The 17,225-nt window shown below is 30.4% G+C and carries 13 protein-coding genes, 1 tRNA gene and 1 pseudogene; 1 reads left to right on the top strand and 14 read right to left on the bottom strand.

Annotated elements, in window-relative coordinates; genetic code table 11:
• Positions 1-31 precede the first annotated feature (31 nt).
• The 9 genes from ACZ5B9_RS03275 to ACZ5B9_RS03235 form a co-directional block, all read right to left on the bottom strand.
• Positions 32-1,117 carry a hypothetical protein gene (locus tag ACZ5B9_RS03275; protein ID WP_464423342.1) on the bottom strand — a complete coding sequence of 362 codons (1,086 nt, stop codon included), beginning with the start codon at positions 1,115-1,117 and terminating at the stop codon, positions 32-34.
• A 121-nt stretch (positions 1,118-1,238) separates the two neighbouring features.
• A complete protein-coding gene (gene prmC, locus ACZ5B9_RS03270; RefSeq protein WP_464423341.1) occupies positions 1,239-2,375 on the bottom strand; it encodes a peptide chain release factor N(5)-glutamine methyltransferase in 1,137 nt (378 codons plus the stop codon).
• Complete coding sequence (gene prfA, locus ACZ5B9_RS03265) at positions 2,368-3,450, bottom strand: peptide chain release factor 1 (RefSeq protein ID WP_464423340.1); 1,083 nt, start codon at positions 3,448-3,450, stop codon at positions 2,368-2,370. Before prfA ends, prmC begins: the two co-directional genes overlap by 8 nt.
• Positions 3,451-4,308: 858 nt before the next feature.
• Positions 4,309-4,488 carry a hypothetical protein gene (locus ACZ5B9_RS03260; protein WP_464423339.1) on the bottom strand — a complete coding sequence of 60 codons (180 nt, stop codon included), beginning with the start codon at positions 4,486-4,488 and terminating at the stop codon, positions 4,309-4,311.
• Between the two features lie 95 nt (positions 4,489-4,583).
• Positions 4,584-5,441, bottom strand: a complete 858-nt coding sequence (locus tag ACZ5B9_RS03255; protein WP_464423338.1) for a diacylglycerol kinase — start codon at positions 5,439-5,441, stop codon at positions 4,584-4,586.
• Between the two features lie 18 nt (positions 5,442-5,459).
• Positions 5,460-5,921: an rRNA maturation RNase YbeY gene (gene ybeY / locus ACZ5B9_RS03250; protein WP_464423337.1), complete on the bottom strand. Its 462-nt coding sequence runs from the start codon at positions 5,919-5,921 to the stop codon at positions 5,460-5,462.
• Positions 5,922-5,940: 19 nt separating this feature from the next.
• Complete coding sequence (locus ACZ5B9_RS03245) at positions 5,941-7,989, bottom strand: HD family phosphohydrolase (RefSeq protein WP_464423336.1); 2,049 nt, start codon at positions 7,987-7,989, stop codon at positions 5,941-5,943.
• A 50-nt stretch (positions 7,990-8,039) separates the two neighbouring features.
• Positions 8,040-10,508 (bottom strand): ATP-dependent DNA helicase, encoded by a 2,469-nt coding sequence (locus tag ACZ5B9_RS03240; RefSeq protein WP_464423335.1) that lies wholly within the window; start codon positions 10,506-10,508, stop codon positions 8,040-8,042.
• A 154-nt stretch (positions 10,509-10,662) separates the two neighbouring features.
• The gene (locus ACZ5B9_RS03235; protein WP_036072021.1) at positions 10,663-11,286 is read right to left on the bottom strand and encodes an MliC family protein; all 624 of its coding nucleotides are present in this window, start codon (positions 11,284-11,286) and stop codon (positions 10,663-10,665) included.
• Positions 11,287-11,738: 452 nt separating this feature from the next.
• Here ACZ5B9_RS03235 and ACZ5B9_RS03230 point away from each other — a divergent pair, with 452 nt between their 5' ends.
• Entirely contained in the window at positions 11,739-12,596 is an 858-nt protein-coding gene (locus ACZ5B9_RS03230; RefSeq protein WP_021769295.1) for a YitT family protein, read from the top strand.
• A 115-nt stretch (positions 12,597-12,711) separates the two neighbouring features.
• On the opposite strand, the gene ACZ5B9_RS03225 is transcribed toward ACZ5B9_RS03230, so the two are convergent.
• The 5 genes and pseudogenes from ACZ5B9_RS03225 to ACZ5B9_RS03205 form a co-directional block, all read right to left on the bottom strand.
• The gene (locus ACZ5B9_RS03225; protein WP_464423334.1) at positions 12,712-12,885 is read right to left on the bottom strand and encodes a hypothetical protein; all 174 of its coding nucleotides are present in this window, start codon (positions 12,883-12,885) and stop codon (positions 12,712-12,714) included.
• Positions 12,886-13,582: 697 nt separating this feature from the next.
• Positions 13,583-13,657 (bottom strand) — tRNA-Cys (locus ACZ5B9_RS03220).
• Positions 13,658-13,674: 17 nt separating this feature from the next.
• Positions 13,675-14,780: pseudogene (gene mnmA, locus ACZ5B9_RS03215) on the bottom strand (tRNA 2-thiouridine(34) synthase MnmA).
• A gap of 57 nt (positions 14,781-14,837) precedes the next feature.
• The gene (locus ACZ5B9_RS03210) at positions 14,838-15,716 is read right to left on the bottom strand and encodes a glycosyltransferase family 2 protein (RefSeq protein WP_464423333.1); all 879 of its coding nucleotides are present in this window, start codon (positions 15,714-15,716) and stop codon (positions 14,838-14,840) included.
• Positions 15,717-15,751: 35 nt separating this feature from the next.
• Positions 15,752-17,212 (bottom strand): lipopolysaccharide biosynthesis protein, encoded by a 1,461-nt coding sequence (locus ACZ5B9_RS03205; RefSeq protein WP_464423332.1) that lies wholly within the window; start codon positions 17,210-17,212, stop codon positions 15,752-15,754.
• Positions 17,213-17,225 lie beyond the last annotated feature (13 nt).

Raw genomic sequence — 17,225 nt, 5'->3', positions numbered from 1 at the left:
TTAATAATTCCCTGCCATAATTATTATTCAATTAATATGCTCTTCCAATTTCAAAAGTTTTGTATGTGTCTACTCTATTATACCATCCTTGTAGCCATCTTCTCTCATTTCTTGGAGCATTTCTCACACGTCTTGCCAACACATCTTTAGCAGAGTTGCTAAATTCTACTAATGCACTTTGTCCTACTGCTGTTCCTTTCATATTTTCAAGCACTTGTCTTAATCCCCAAGCTATATTATTGTATGAAGAAACACCTTTCAATCCTTCACCTTTAAAGTTTACGTAATCAATCAACGCATAAAGTCCATTAGGAGTATTTACCATCCTTTCAAATTGATTTCTTAAATTTTCCTTATTGGAAGACGCTTCAATCATTTTATCAAGTGAACCTTTTAACCTGTCATAAATAAACATTACTTGAATATCTCTTGTATTATCAAAAAATGCAATTAATTCTTGAATATCCTTATCACCATTAGCTTTTTTAGCCATTAATTCCGATTTACTGCTCCAAGGCGAATATCTAAATTCCGAAAGTAATTTTGGCAATGTAATACCTTGCTGTTTATAATAAGCAACCATATCAGGCAAGCTATCTCCAAAACCTTTTCTTCCACCACTTGCTTTAAACCAAGTAAAATGTCCTATTCCAAGTGATGGAAAATTTTCTCCATCATTCCAGTCAACTAAATTATTTCTAATCCCGCCTGTTTCATTTTGGAAAATTTTTTCAGCTACAGCTAATAATTGCTCTTTTGATAATTTTACATCAGGCGTACCTTGCTGAGTTTTCCTATTTGCTGTATAAGTAGTATCTACATTTGGACGTTCATAACTTCCACTATCACGCATATTTCTTAAACTTGTATTTACATTTAAGTCAATGCTCTTATTGTTATATTGGTCCTTAATTAATTTTTCCAATTGAGAATTGCTAACATTTGTTCTTGTTGAAGCTACTAATTTTGGTTCAGGTTTTGGCGTATTTACAGTTTCAATTTTTTCTGATGCTGAAACCACATCCTTTATATTCTCACTTCCAAATGATATTATTGAGTATGTTAAGCCTAATAACAATGCTCCTGTCTTTTTAAAAATTCTCCTATCACTAATCATTAATTCATCTCCATTCTTTTTGATTAAATATTTTCTGATGTTTTAAGTTCCTTTTATAAAAATTTTATGGTAAAATAAAAATCTGAAATTATTTAATCCTTTTGTTAATTTTTAATTTTATTTATAATTTCTGCCCCACAACAACTCTATCTAGTCCAGCTAAATCCTCTATAACTTCCACATTTTTAAAGCCTGAACTTGTCATAATTTCAGCAACATTTTTCCCCTGCTTATAGCCAATTTCAAATAATAAATACCCAAAATCAGCCAAATAATCAAGTGCTTTCTGACAAATCTCATAATAAAAATATAATCCGTCATTTTCTGCAAAAAGTGCTTCACTTGGCTCATGCAATAAAGTGTCGTCTGACATAATACCAGCTTCATTAAGGGAAATATACGGTGGATTTGACACTATCATATCAAACTGCTTAAATTCAATATTTTCAAATAAATTTGATTTTAAAAATTTTATATTTGAAACTTTTAGAAGTTCCTTGTTTTTTTCAGCAGTTTCAAGTGCCTTTTCGGAAATATCCACGCCTAATACATAGGAATCCTTTATTTCCAATGCGGCTGTTATTCCTATTATACCACTTCCAACGCCAATATCAAGTATTTTTGGATGAATTTTTAAATTTTTTTCTAAATTTTTATTTTTTAGAATATTATTTTTTAAAATTTCAATCATCTTTTCAACCAAAACTTCAGTATCTTGACGCGGAATTAAAACTCCCTTATCAACGTAAAATTTTCTTCCATAAAATTCCTGTTCATTTAACAAATATTGAACTGGAAATTTTTCACGTCCGATTTTTTGAATAAAATATCTGATTTTTTCGATTTTTTCATCTTCAATTTCATTTCTATACTTTGTAAAAAGCATCATTCTATCGACATTCAAGACATGTGAAAATATAATTTCAGCAATTAGCTTACTTTCATTAATACTATTCTTTTCAAGATATAAAATACTTTTATCAAGCAATAATTTTAACTGCTTTTCAGATTTTTCCATATTTTCAAAATCATTATTGTCAGATATTTTTTTATCATTATTTGTTATATCGTTTAGTTTTTCTCTAATTTTTTTCAAGTCATCTTCTGATAACATACGCTCAAATTCAGCATAAAGCATTATTCTTTCCATTCCCATCACTTCTGAAATTATACTTTCTGCTGTCAACCTGGCGTTTTTTATATTTTTTTTCTCCAAATAATTAACCGATTTATTCAAAATATCCAGTAAATTATTCATTGCTATTTCCAACCTCTTTTAATAATTCTGCCTGTTCATAAGCAATCAGAGCATCTATCATTTCGTCCAAATCCCCATCCAGAACACCTTCAAGTCTATGAAGCGTCAATTTAATCCTGTGATCTGTAACTCTTCCCTGCGGAAAGTTATAAGTTCTTATTTTTTCAGATCTGTCTCCACTTCCAACTTGCGAACGTCTTTCGTTTTCAACTGCGCTTCTTTGTTTTTCGTATTCCATTTCATATAGCTTAGAAGCCAGCACTTTCATTGCAGCCTCTCTATTTTTTATTTGTGAACGTCCATCTTGCGAAGTTACCACAAGTCCAGTTGGCAAGTGAGTAATTCTTACGGCAGAATCAGTAGTATTTACATGCTGTCCTCCTGCTCCGCTTGATCTGTATGTGTCAATCTTTAAATCACTTGGATTAATTTCAACTTCACTTACATCATCTATTTCAGGCAATACTGCAACTGTAATTGTAGATGTGTGAACTCTTCCAGAAGATTCAGTAGCCGGAACCCTTTGTACACGGTGAACTCCGCTTTCAAATTTTAATCTTGAATAAGCTCCATTACCTTTAATCAGGAATGTTACTTCCTTCAGTCCGCCAACCCCAATTTCACTTTTGTCAATGATTTCAGTTTTCCAACGGTTTCTTTCTGCATATCTTGTAAACATTCTGAAAATATCAGCTGCAAATAATGCCGCTTCATCTCCACCCGCTCCAGCACGGATTTCCATGATAACATTTTTATCATCGTTAGGATCTTTGGGAAGTAAAAGTATCTTTAATTCTTCTTCAAGCTGTGGAATTTCTTCTTCGATTGAATGAATTTCTTCAAGCATCATTTCCTTCATTTCTGAATCTTTTTCAGCTTTTAAATCTTCCTTCAGGCTTTCCATTTCCTCTTTACGATTTTTGTAGTATGTATATTTTTGAACAACTTCATCAATACTGTTTAAAGCCTTATTGTACTCCATAATTTTCTTTGGATTTGAAACAACTTCAGGATCCATAAGCATTTCTGTAAGTTCCTTATGCTTTAAGACAACATCGTCTAATTTTTGAAACATAATTGATTTTTCAACTCCTAAATTTTTAAATAATTTTTGAACTTTGTTATGTTGATTTTTTTAATAAAATAACTTTCAACATCAATTATTGTAGCATATTTTTAAATATTTTTCAATTTTTTCTTGTACAAATTTCTATCAATTATTGTATGGTATATTGTATAATCAAATGCAGTACTACTGTAAAATATACTTCTGAAAATACAACTAAAAAATGAAATAAAAAAATTCTATAATAATTAATTCAATCCTTGTTAAAAAAATTTAAATTCAATTTTTAAGTATTTATCTTAAGGACTTTTTATTCAGATTTTGAAAAACTGTTTATTATTAATAAATTTTTTTTTATATTACTATGTTTTTTCTTTTTTATTTTCGTAGGATTGCTCATTGCCGCAAATCCTACAACCTATGGCTAGTCTACGACATTTTTCTGTGCTGACAAAAAACTCGCTATGCTCAGACAGTTTTGCCATCACAGAAAAATGCTCCGACGAATTAATTTATATTAGAATCTGTTTAAAAAATGAAAATTATGTTTTAAGTTTTTAAATTTAGAAAACATTAAATAAAAAATAGAAAAACTATTATTAATCATAGTATTTATAAATAAAATTATAAAAGTCCTTAAGATAAATAATTAATGATTAAAAGGATTTAATTCCATAAATTTTCTCATTTTTACTATTTAAACGGAAAATAGTATCAGATAGAATAGAAATACAATATTTATCCAAAAGAAAAAAGGGCAAGAAATCCTTCTCCTGTATGGAAAGTCCCTGCCCTTTATATCTGTTTTATTCCTTTTTATCCGTCATCATCCATTCTAATATTGTTTCAGTATCTACACTTCATACATTAATATACCCTATTTCCGTATCTATCCTTGCAGTAATACTCACCGTTAGCCCTTTCATAACATTTCTCACCTCTTTCAGCTGCTCTTCGACCTGCATTTTTCCAAATGGCTATATCTTCTGCAGTGCATCCTATAACTGCCACAGCAATAATAACCATCAATAAGATTTTCTTAAACATTGAATATCATCTCCTTTTTATCAATTAAAATATTAAGTTTTATCCTTTAATTAGAAAAATTTTTAATAAATTCGTTATCTAAGACAGAGCTAGTGTTAATTATACAAAATCCCAAATTGCAGCATTACAAACAATATGATAAATGCAACTGAAAATCCAAGCAGTCCACCCACAAGAACTTCCCTTATGCTATGAATTCCAGATTTAACACGGCTCTGTGCTACCAATCCTGCCATAAAAAAACCTAAAATTAATATTCTTATGTCAGATGTCATAAAAAGCAATATTCCAAAAGCTGCAAAAGCTATGGCGCTATGTCCGCTCGGCATACCTCCTTCAAGAGGTGTACCTTTTTGAAAAAAGGATTTTAGGACGATTACTAAAATTCCAACCAGAAGTAATATTAAAAGTGTAATATTACCCTTTCTTCCCGCTATAATATGCAATTTGTTCGTACCATCAAAAACATCTAGCAATTTATCATAAAACAGCAAATATCCAACACAGACTGCATTTATCGCCGCAACCAATACTGCCCCAGCCGCCACATCCTTAGCCAATTTTGCAAGTGGATGCCGTTCAGGAGAAACCAAATCCACAAGCGCTTCAACGGCTGTATTTATAAGCTCCGTAATTATTACAAAGCACACCGACAGCGAAATCACAAGAATCTCCACTTTGCTCGCATTTATCAAAATTGCCAAAATCACGATAACAATTGCCGCAAGTATATGTACTTTCATATGCTTTTCATTCCGTAATGCCGAAATCATACCGTCAATCGCAAAATTAAAGCTGTCCACAAGCCGTTTATCTCTTGCCCGTTCCTTCATTATATCCCAATTATACCTATCTTTCTTATGAAAGAATGAAAATATTGACTTTTTCGCCTTCTTAGTTTCTTTATCTTTATTTTCTCTATTTTTTTCTTCCAATTTTCTACTCCTTTCCATTTCTAATTACAGGTAAATTTATCTGCAATAATTAAATTTACTCAAAATTTCCTCTTCCCGTCTTCTCATAACAACTTTATCTTTATCTTCAATGTGGTCGTATCCGAGTAAATGCAGCATTCCGTGACACAAAACATAATAAAATTCCCGCTCATCAGAATGTCCGTATTCACTAGACTGCTCTTTTACACGCTCGATTGAGATTACAATGTCGCCCAGCATATTCATTGCTCCGAAGTTTTCAGTTTCATTATAAGCAAAAGAAATTACATCGGTTGGAGTGTCTTTTTGACGATATTCACGGTTTATTTCCTGAATTTGCACATTTGTTGTAATTAATAATGATAAATAATATTCATTTTTGTCAAATTCTTCCTTGTATTCATCCTTTAAGATGTAGCTGACAAATTCCTTTATTTTTTCTTCATCAAAAAAATTGTCAATTTGTTCAATATCATAAGTTATATCAATGCTTAACATAATTTTCTCCATTTTAGCTTTAATTTTTTTTCATTTTTTCATCCATTTTTGGATATTTTATTCTTTCATGGTAAACACCTTGCAGTGTATTTATGAATGACTGCACTACAGTTTCTATTTCTCCCAAAGTTAAATCGGAGTCACTTAGCTGCTTGTCTTCAATTTTGGATTTTACTAGATACCTGATAAAGTTTTCAATTCCTTCCTTGCTTTTATTTTCAAGCGTTCTTGTAGCCGCTTCCACCGTATCTGCCAAAAGGATTATTCCTGATTCCTTTGTCTTTGGCTTAGGCCCGCTGTATCGGAAATTGCTTTCCACAACTTCTTCTCCATTTTCTAAAGCCTTGTAGTAAAAATACTGTGTCAGCGTTGTTCCATGATGCTGCAGTATTACATCCAGTATCTCACTTGGCAATTTATTCTCTTTTCCCATAATATATCCATCTTTTGTATGCGAAGTCAATATTAATGCACTTAACGACGGTTTTATCTTATTATGGGGATTGACTCCATCCCGCTGATTTTCCACAAAAAATTCTGGACGTTTCATTTTTCCAATATCGTGATAATATGACGCAATCCTTGCAAACGTGGCATTTGCCCCTATACTTTCAGCCGCTCCTTCCGCAAGAGCCCCAACCATTATACTATGGTGAAAAGTTCCAGGTGCCTTGATAAGTAGCTGTCTAAGTAATGTATGTGAAAAATCACTTAATTCAAGCAATTTCATCGTTGTCAGAATTTCAAAGTAATCTTCAAAATATGGCAACACCGCAAGCGACACCATTCCAGTCAAAATTCCTGAAAATACTGAAAATACTATCATTAACATTATCAAACCAAAGCTTGACTGATTAACTAATCCATAACTAAACGACATCAAAGCTTGAAATATTCCCAAAAAGAAACTAAGTTTTACAATATCACTCCTACTTACAAGACCCGCAGCTTTATAAATTGCAACTAGTGAAACTGCTATTGTTACCAAAAACCATGATTCTTCCCTTGATAGAATGATCATGTTTGAAAATGTCATTATAACTGCATATACTTTGTTTCCTAAAATAGTTGATATAATCGGAAGCATTGCAAATGGAAGTAAATAAATAAAAAATTCATTGTTCAAAAACAAAATATAAATTGTGTTTACAAATATTATTGTAAGAAGCGTCGGATAAAATGCCTTTGATTCCACAACTTTTCTTGCATTTTTTCGTAACAAATAATAAATCAATGTCATAATTAGCGTAAAAGTAGCTACAAGTCCAACAGTTTTTCTAAATTTATCCCCATTTCTTACAAGATTTAATTTTTCGAGTTTCAAAAATGTATCTGAATCAATAATTTCACCTTTTTTTAGAATGATATCTCCTTTGTAAATTTTGATTTCCTTATCTCGTAATGACATCATATTATCTGCAATTTTTTTCTTTGTAGCCGCTTCATTTATAACTAGATTTGGCTTTATAAAGTTTTGCAAGACTTTCATATCAATATTATCTGCTTTTATATCTTTTTTTCTGATGATTTTTGACAAATTCTCCATTTTATAAATTCCGTTGTCATAAATTTCAGATATAATATCTGTCAAATTTACAGAATACTCCACACTTTCTATTCTTATTGCTATTTCCTTAATATCTTCAATTGTAAATGTGTAATTATTTTCTTTTATGTATTTTTCAATTGACGCATCATCAGTCAACTTTCGTATATCACGTAAAAATTTATTAAGCGAAATTATGGTTTGTTTGTTTACATCCTTTATTTTATCAAATTCAGGCTGGGTCGTCTTCATTATCTTTTCTTCAATACTGTCATCCAAAATATCCACAAAATAAGATACATTTTTATACGCTACAATATCCGATTTTGCAACACTTCCAACGACATAATTCACATTTAGCCTTGACATTTCAATAATTATACCAAATATCATAAATGTAATTGTTAAAATAATAAATCTGAACATAAATTTATTTTTGCTAGTGTATTTTATGTCATTATTTTTAGGATTTTTTTCTTTTACTTCAAAAACAAATTCTCGCCCTAATGCACTTACTCTCATTTTCCCTTTCCTTTCCTAAATTTTATAAAACTCCTTTTTATTAAAACTTTCTATTTCATTATTTTTAGAATATCCCTTTTACTTTCAATGACTTTATTTCGTGGTAAAGCTGTCAAAAATTTCTTTCCATACATTTTTTTTATTATTCTATTATCAAGGATTATAATGTTTCCGCTGTCAGTTTTACTTCTTATAAGCCTTCCAACTCCCTGTTTAAACTTAATTACAGCCTGCGGAACCTGATAGTCATTAAACGGATTTTGTCCATTTTTTCTAATATTTTCAATAATCGCCTCAGTTACAGGATCATTTGGCACTTTAAACGGCAATTTTGTGATAATTACTGATTTTAGCTGTTCTCCCTGTACATCGACACCTTCCCAAAAGCTGTCTGTCCCAAATAATATTGGATTTTTAGAATTTTTAAATATTTCTATCATTTCATGCCGTGGAAAATCATTTTGCTTTATAAGCGTATATTCCTTTTCTGAAAAATGTGATTTTAACTGGTTGTACAAAAAGTTCAAAGTACTGTACGAAGTAAATAATAAAAAACAATGTCCTTTTGTACTTTTTATTACCCCTTCAATAAATTCTTCTAAATCTCTTATAAATTCAATGTTTGTTGGATCAAGTGCATCTTCTGGAATATAAACTTTCATTTGTTTTTCATAATCAAATGGAGATTTTACAATTCTTTCATCTATTTTTCTACGATTTTCCTTCATAAGTCCAATACTTTTTTTATAATAGTCAAACTTATTGTCAACAGCAAGTGTCGCTGAAGTAAAAACCATTCTATCCATTTTTGTAAATAAATTATCATTCAGTTCATCTGAAATATCAAAAGGAGTAGCGTATAATTTTACATTTGGACGAATTGTAGTGACATTAGCCCAGTAAACATATCCTTCCTCTTTCCCCTCTAAAATAAACTCAAATTTCTTATAATACTGCTTCAATCTTTCATAGTATCTTGAAAACTCAAATAAAAAGCCTTCTTTGTCTTCTAAATTATAATTACTCACAGTGTTTAAAAACTTGTTAATTCTTATAACTAAATTTCCATAACTTTCCTTAAATTGGCTATTAATTTCAATAACTTCACGAAAAGCCTTATTACTTCGCATTTTCTGCTTATCAATCTTTATCTTGATTTCCCTGTTGTCATTATTTTCTGAAAAAAGATAAATCAATTTATCAAAAATATCTATTCCTTTATCGTAAAATAGGTTCAATTCTGCGATAACATCTTCCTTCAATTCATCAACTTTTTCATATTCTTCACTTGAAAGACTTTGGTTCAGATAAGTCATTAACCTTACAATAGCCCCACCATTGCTGGAATTTATGACACGTCTATTATAAATATTCCCCATAAGCCGTCCAAATGATATTTTCGACGTTTCAAAAGTAAAATAATTTCGAGCCGTATCTTCTATATTGTGAGCCTCATCAAAAACAACAATATCATAATTTGGTAAAATTGAATAATTTGTATAAAATCCTGTCTGATTTCTAATTGCTAAATCTGCAAAGAACATATGATGATTAACAATAAGAAGTGTTGCATCCGCAATATTTTTTCTAGCATTAAAAAAGTGGCATTTTGAATAATACGGACACTTTACTCCTTTACACATATCCACTTCACTATTCACTTTTTCCCAGATACTGTTTGAAATTTCGTATTTTAGCTCATTCCTGTCACCTGTCCTCGTAACATTTTTATCCCAGTCAATAAGATTTCTTATAATATTTTTTTCAGTTTTTTCCTCTTCCGTATCTGTTTCCTTCTCTGTAACATCTATATTGTAAAGTTTTCTCTTGCAAAGATAATTCCCACGTCCTTTCACAATCTGATAATTAAAGTCCTCGTCAATAATTTTCTTTAAAAGCGGAATATCTTTATTAACAAGCTGTTCCTGCAAATTGATGGTATTTGTGGAAACAATTACCTTTAGATTATTTTCAATAGCGTAAAGCAATGTTGGCAATAAATAGGCAATCGTCTTTCCAGTACCAGTACCAGCCTCTACTATAAGTTTCTTATTCTCATTCATGCTATTTTCAATAAACTTAGCCATTTCATACTGCTCACGCCGTACCTCAAATTTTCCAAAATTCTTATGAATAGCACCATTTTCTCCAAAATATTCATCCACATCTATTTTTATAAATTCTTTTAAAGGTACAATCACATAAATATCATCCACAGCATTATTCACAATGTATGAAGCTCCCCCAACTTCTCCATACATGCTGGAAATACTCACATCTTCATCAGAAGGAATTAGCACTCCAGACGGATGATTATGTATTATAACTTCATTTTTTCTCATCATATTTAATAATGCAGCAACAGAACTGGAATTTCCTCTCGCAATAACTTCGACTTCAGAAACTATCCCCTCTCCATTAGGAATCCCACGAAAAAATACTTCATTTCCACCAGATTCACTAATTTCTAGACGCATTTTTTCTATCGTTTTCGCATTAATAAATTCAGCAACTTTCATCTTTCCTCCTATAGTAAAGATTTTACTATATAATAGGCTTTTTTTCAACTTTTCTTTTTAAAAATATAGAAAAAAGCCATTTGATATAATTTTAAAAATTATATAAACAGCTTTTTAAATTAGTTTTTAATTGTTAATTTTAATTTTTTAGGCCTTATTCTTCAATTGAACCATGCCCAGAGTTTTGAAGGCTACAGCTTTTATCTTTTCCATTTTCTGTGTAAACAGCTTCGTTTCCTTTCATATGGATAGAGATATTTCCATTTGAATATCTTTCTCCACTACCAGATGATGCTGAATTTAAAGTGTGAATTCCACCATAACCGTCAGCTACTTTTACTTTGTCTGTTGAAACATTTTCAACTGATATGTCTTGATAACCATCACAGCTGTATTTTCTTAGTAAATTACCGCTAGAACTTTGATTGTTGCTAGTTGAATTATCATTCATTGTCATATAGCAACTTTCATCGCTTCCATTCTTTGTGAAAACTGCATCATTTCCTTTTATGTGAATAGAAACTCCTCCACCTGTATATTCTTCTCCACTACCAGATCTTGTTAATTTCAGATTGTAAACTTTTCCATTTCCATCTGTCAATCTTACTTTGTCTGTAGAAAGATTTTGCACTGTCACATTTCTGCTGCTGCAGCTAAATTTTCTTGTTACATTTGATGCTTTGCTTGAAGATTTTGCTCTTGTTGCTGAAAAACCAATAGAACTAAGAGCCAAAACTCCAACTAAAGCTGTTAAAATCATTTTGTTTGCTGATTTCATAACATCCACTCTCTTTTCTTCAAATTTTTTATTATATGCTCGAACTCCTAAAAATGAAACATATAAATTTTGTTTTAGGAAATAGCCCAAAATTTATTCATTTTAAAGAAATTTGGCTATAACAATTACATTTTTGAAATTTTACAAATCTCTTCTAAAATTTCGAGATTAGTATACCACACTTTTATTTTAATTTCAATTATTTAATAAAAAATTTTTTTAATATTTTTTATCAAAATTTAATTTTAAAGTCCTATAATTTTATTTTTTTCATACACTCAAACTATCTATTTATAATCAAAAATAACACATCAGACTCCAAAGACAAAAATATTTTCAAAATTTGTTCAATAATTAAAGGAAAAAAAAAGTAATATCATGTATAATTCTATACAAAGGGTATACGTTGCCTGAAATTAACGTAAATTTTTTATAAAGGACATTTTATTTTTATGAAAACAAAAACAATTTTTACCTTGATTAAAGAGTATTTTTTAATTGGACTTGGAACTTTTATCCTGGCGTTTGGATTACATTTTTTCTTTTTCCAGAATAAAATAGCAAGTGGCGGAGTAACAGGGCTGGCACTGGTTGTCAATAGTATTTTTAACATTTCAACAGGATTCTTTGTTGCAGTTAGTAATTTTATCCTGTTTACACTTGCGTTTATTGTAATCAGTGGACAGTTTGGTATAAAAAGCATTTATGCTACGGTAATTTTATCCGTTTTTCTTTCGTATTTTGAAAAATTTTACCCTAACTATGCTCTTACTCACGATTTAATTTTAGCAACAATTTTTGGAAGTGCATTATGTGCTTTAGGAATAACAATTATTTATTTTTATGAAGCTTCTACTGGCGGTACTTCAATCATTGCAAGAATTCTTACAAAATATTGCCACATCAGTTACGGAATGTCTAGCTTCATCGTAGATGCAATTGTTACTCTTTTAGCGATTTTCGCCTTTGGAATTGAACTTGGACTTGTGGGACTTTTAAGTGTCTATGTAACAGGATTTATCATTGACAAGTTTATTGAAGGATTTAATTCACGTAAACAGATTATGATTATCACTTCAAACAAGGACATCGTGCTAAACTACATTTTAAAGGACTTTGACAGAGGCTGCACTGTGCTTAAAGCCGTTGGAGGCTATTCTGGAGCTGAAAAGGATATTTTACTCACAATTATCGAAAGAAGACAGTTTATTCAGCTAAGAAAATTCCTAAAAACTCATGATCCAACTTCCTTTGTAACAGTAACTGACACAACAAAAGTTTTTGGAGAAGGTTTCGATCAATTACATTAATTTTTAAATTTTTACATTTTACAAAAAAGAGAAAGCCAATTACAATAATAATTTTATTGCAAGATGGTTTTCTCTAACGCCTATTAACTTTTTTAATAGCTCTTTTTAATTTTCACTATTTGGTATCCTTACAATAAATACTTCCATTTGCTCTTTCATAACATGTTCTACCATGTTCAACACTTCTCCGATGTGCTTCTTTCCACTCATTACTATCAAAAAGGCTACAACTAACAGCACTCATTCCAAAAATTATCATTAATATTACTCTAACTAGTCTTGTTGGCATTTTCAACAGCTCCTTTTTCAATCTTTATTCCCTATTTATTAAAGTATACCTTTAGAATTAATAAAAATTAATTTTTTTCTTTTATACTTCTAAATGTTTTTTCTTATTTTATTTAATAACAGTTTTTTTTAACGCAAGGGCATCAGACGCCATGCCCTTGCATCCCCGCTCTCGAATTTCAATTTTACAGCAAAAGACAAAACTCGCTTTTAACAAAAGTTATTTTAATCTCATAAAGTTATTATTAATTTAAATGAAATAGAAAAGCTCAAACAAATTGTCTTTTACTGAAAAATTAAAATCTCGGAAATTTATAATAAATGTTTTAGTTTCAATAAACCGATTTAGGATTTTTTCTATTAGATTAATTTTTATAATTGAATTAAAATGTCGTGATTTTTTGGGAATAAAAATTATTGTCTGAGCTTTTTCAAAATATTAAAATGGTAATTATTTGAAGAAATAAAAATAACTTTTATTAAAAAGCGAGTTTAATTTTTGTTTTCAAAAAATGTTTAGACGAGCCAGGAGTGCAGAGGAAATGGCGATTGATTTCCTCTGCTTTAGAAAAAAGAAAAAACATTTATTAACCAGTAAAATGTTCAAAATTTATAATATAACTTCTAAAATTTTAAAAATAAAAAAAATAACCACATTGAAGTAGTTATCAAATTAATTATTATCAGTAATTAGTTAATGGAGGCGACAACCGGATTCGAACCGGTGTACAAGGTTTTGCAGACCTCTGCCTAAGCCCCTCGACCATGTCGCCACTTGACTTTGATAAGTTTACCATATTTTTAGAGCTTTGTCAAATATTTTTATTTCTCCACCACCAACAATTTGTCTAAATAAAATACAATGTGCTGTCCTTCTGAATTTTCGTGAGTTTTTTCATCAAACTCAAAAATTATCCTATTTGCATTACTTCCTTCACTTTTCAAAATTTTCAGCTCTCCTGTCAACCCTTTTGAAGAAAATCTTGGACGTGCAGTTAATTTTTTCCCAATTATTTCTTCTAAATCATAATGAAATTTACAATTTATCACTTCTATTTCCTTTATTAGCAATTCCTCAAAATCCCCCACAACAACCTCATTCGTTTCAGGTCGAAGTTCCAGTACAAAAAACGGCTTTCCTAAATTAAGACCCAGTCCACGCCGCTGCCCAACTGTATAAAACTGATAACCTATGTGCTCTCCAATAATTTTACCATTTTTATCCACAAAATTTCCTTTTTTTACATCATTTCCAAGCACTTTTTTCAAAAATGGAATATATCCGTTGGGAGCAAAGCAGATTCCTTGGCTGTCAGGCTTGTTATGAGTATGAATGCCATTTTGTCTTGCAATTTCACGAACTTCTGATTTTTCGTATTCAGCAAGCGGAAACAAAAACCTTTCCACGACATCCTTATCCAGCCGATAAAGCATATAAGTCTGATCTTTTCGGTTATTTTTATCCCATAAAAGCATATTATTCTCGCTAACTTTTGAATAATGCCCTGTTGAAATGTATTTTATCCCCATTTTATCAGCAAATTCTACGAGTTTTTTTATTTTTACCTTTTCATCACAAATTACACAAGGTGAAGGGGTTTTTCCAGCATTGTACATTTTTATAAAATAATCCATTACATCCTTTTTAAATTCTTCCACGACATTTAGGACATAATGAGGGATTCCCAATGTGTAGCAGGTGTATCTGGCATCATTTATATCATCAAGGGAACAGCACGTTTTTCCAGGATTTTCCGAAAGTTCATCAGGCAAATGCTTTAATGTAACCCCTATAACTTCATAGCCTTGCTGTTTCAACAAAAGAGCAGCGACAGAACTGTCTATGCCGCCACTCATTCCAACTACTACTTTTTTATCATCTAATTTTTTGTTCATTTCGTATTTCTTTCTCTTTTCTAAATTTTTAATTTATATATTCCCAAACTCAAAATCTTATTTTTTATTTTTCTCTTTTTGCCACATATATTCCCCAATTCCTAAAGCAAAAATTAAAAATAATTTATTTTTATTTTCTTTAAACATTTTTCCAAATTTATATCCTGCTGCCCTGCAAAATTTGTAATAAACAGCATTATTTAGAACTTTCTGCTTAAAAGATAAATTCTGGGAATTGATTTCGTTATGATAAAGTGCCTGTCCTTTTGGATTTCGCAGCAGTAAATTATTGTATTTTGCTGTCAATCCATCTTCCTGATATTCCTTTATCTCAATTTTTTCATTCACATAAGCCATCTTATATTTTTCACAAATTCTGTTATATACAACAGCTTCTGTAATAAATTTCTCATCATCAAAAACTGGAAATTTATATTTTTTTATAATTTCAGTCCGAAACATAAGCCCTTTGTCGCCCTTAACTCCGTATTTATTGTAAATATCAAACTGTGTTGAAACCATCTCTTTTTCTGGAAAACTAGAGCCTATAACTTCTCCATCTGGATAAGTTGATAAATACCCCATTCCTGCAATATCGCTATTTTTCTCATATTTTTTCCAATATTTCAAAATAGTTTCAAGTCCATTTTCAACATATTCATCATCAGAATCAAGGCATATAAAAAGCTCTCCATTTGCTTTATCAGTTGCAAAATTATACGCTCGCTGTTTACCTCCGTTTTCCTTAAAATAATACTTTATATCCAGCTTTTTTTCACTCAAAAATTCTTCTACTTTTTCTTTAGTTCCATCAGCAGAGCCATCATCTACAATAAGCCATTCAAAGTCTTTAAAAGTCTGTTTTTGAAGTGATTTATACAATTTTTCAAGCAGTTCTTTTCGATTAAAAGTTGGTGTAAAAATCGTAAATTTCATTTTTTATTTCCCCTTATTTTCCAAAACTTTAAAATTTAACGTTTTATAATTTTTCCTTTTATTCCATTTACAAGATTTGCAATTTTAGCGTAAACTTCCCTATTTACAAGCAATTTCGTAACTATCGCCAAATAAACTATTTTCAAGCCAAATTTCATCCACGAAAGCTGATCATTTGACAAATAGAATATTACAGGATTCACAATAATTATGAAATATAAAAACAATTTTTTATAATTAAACGAAATCTTATATTTTTTCCTTATAATTATCATTTCCATTATCGCTCTAAATAAAAAAGCAAGTAATGTTGTCCATGCTGCAATAATAGGCCCAATTTCTGGAAATTTCGGTATAAAAATTATATTTCCAACCAAATTAAATATCATTGCAAACATTGTAAAATAAAAAATGTATATACTGTCTTCGTGAAAATGGAAAAAATAATCAAGGCAAAATAGTGCCTGAACGACAATTCCAGCTAGAATTAAAGGCATATAATTTATCGCCTGATAATAACTTTTTGGAAATATCAATTTTATCCCTTCTGGAGCAAACAACTGTGCGATTACACAGGCAAAGGAAATAATCGCAATAAAGTTTTCCACACTTCGTGTTATTCTCGGATTTGTCCTATCCTCCTTCATCGCCTCATAAAACTCTGGCGTCCAGCTGTTTACAAAAGAACCTGTAACAACCGACAAAACCCTTCCCCCAGTAAATGCGAGCGTATAACCCCCAACTACCGCAAGAGAAACAAATTTTGCCAAAACAAGCCTATCGCTCAAATTCACAACCTGATCCGTAAGCTCAATAAAAATCAGCGGTAATCCATTTCTTAGCGAATATTTCACATAATCAAAATTCAGTTTAAATCTAAATTTCCCAAAATAATCCTTAAAATAGAATAAAAATACTATAAGCAGTGCAATTAAATTTGCAAACTGGTTTCCAAAAACTCCCCATTTTAAGTATTTTATAAAGTAAATTGCCAGAATATAAGTTGTGAAAAGGCTTACAACACTTCCTATCGCCACTTTCATATACATTCTCTTCATTCTGAACAAAGTTGTCGAAAGATTGTTAAAAGCATTCGTTGTAGCAATTAAGACGCTGACAATTATCAAGGGATAATAACTTACCTTGCTTAAATCAACTATGTATGAAAATAGTTTTTTGGCTACGGGTGTAAATAAAAAAATATAAGTAAGTATATTAAAAACTACTATAATCAAAGTTGATGAAAACATATAGCTTCCAAACTCATCTTCACTTTCCTTCAAATCTACATATTTCTTCATCTGAGCATTATAAAGCCCCAGCCCCAGAATTACAGTAAATAATGAAGTAATCGGAGCCAATGTTCCCACAATCCCAAATTCTTCCTGTGTCAATAGCCTCGTTATTATTGGCAAAAATATAAACGACCCCATCTTTGTAACCAAATTCATAAGAGAATAAACCATCGTCCCCTTCAATAAATTCTTATTATCCATTCAAAAAAACTCC

It is taken from the genome of Leptotrichia sp. SK-5 (assembly GCF_055387215.1).
The sequence above is the reverse complement of the archived record's forward strand: the minus strand, read 5'-3'. Positions and strand labels throughout refer to the sequence as shown.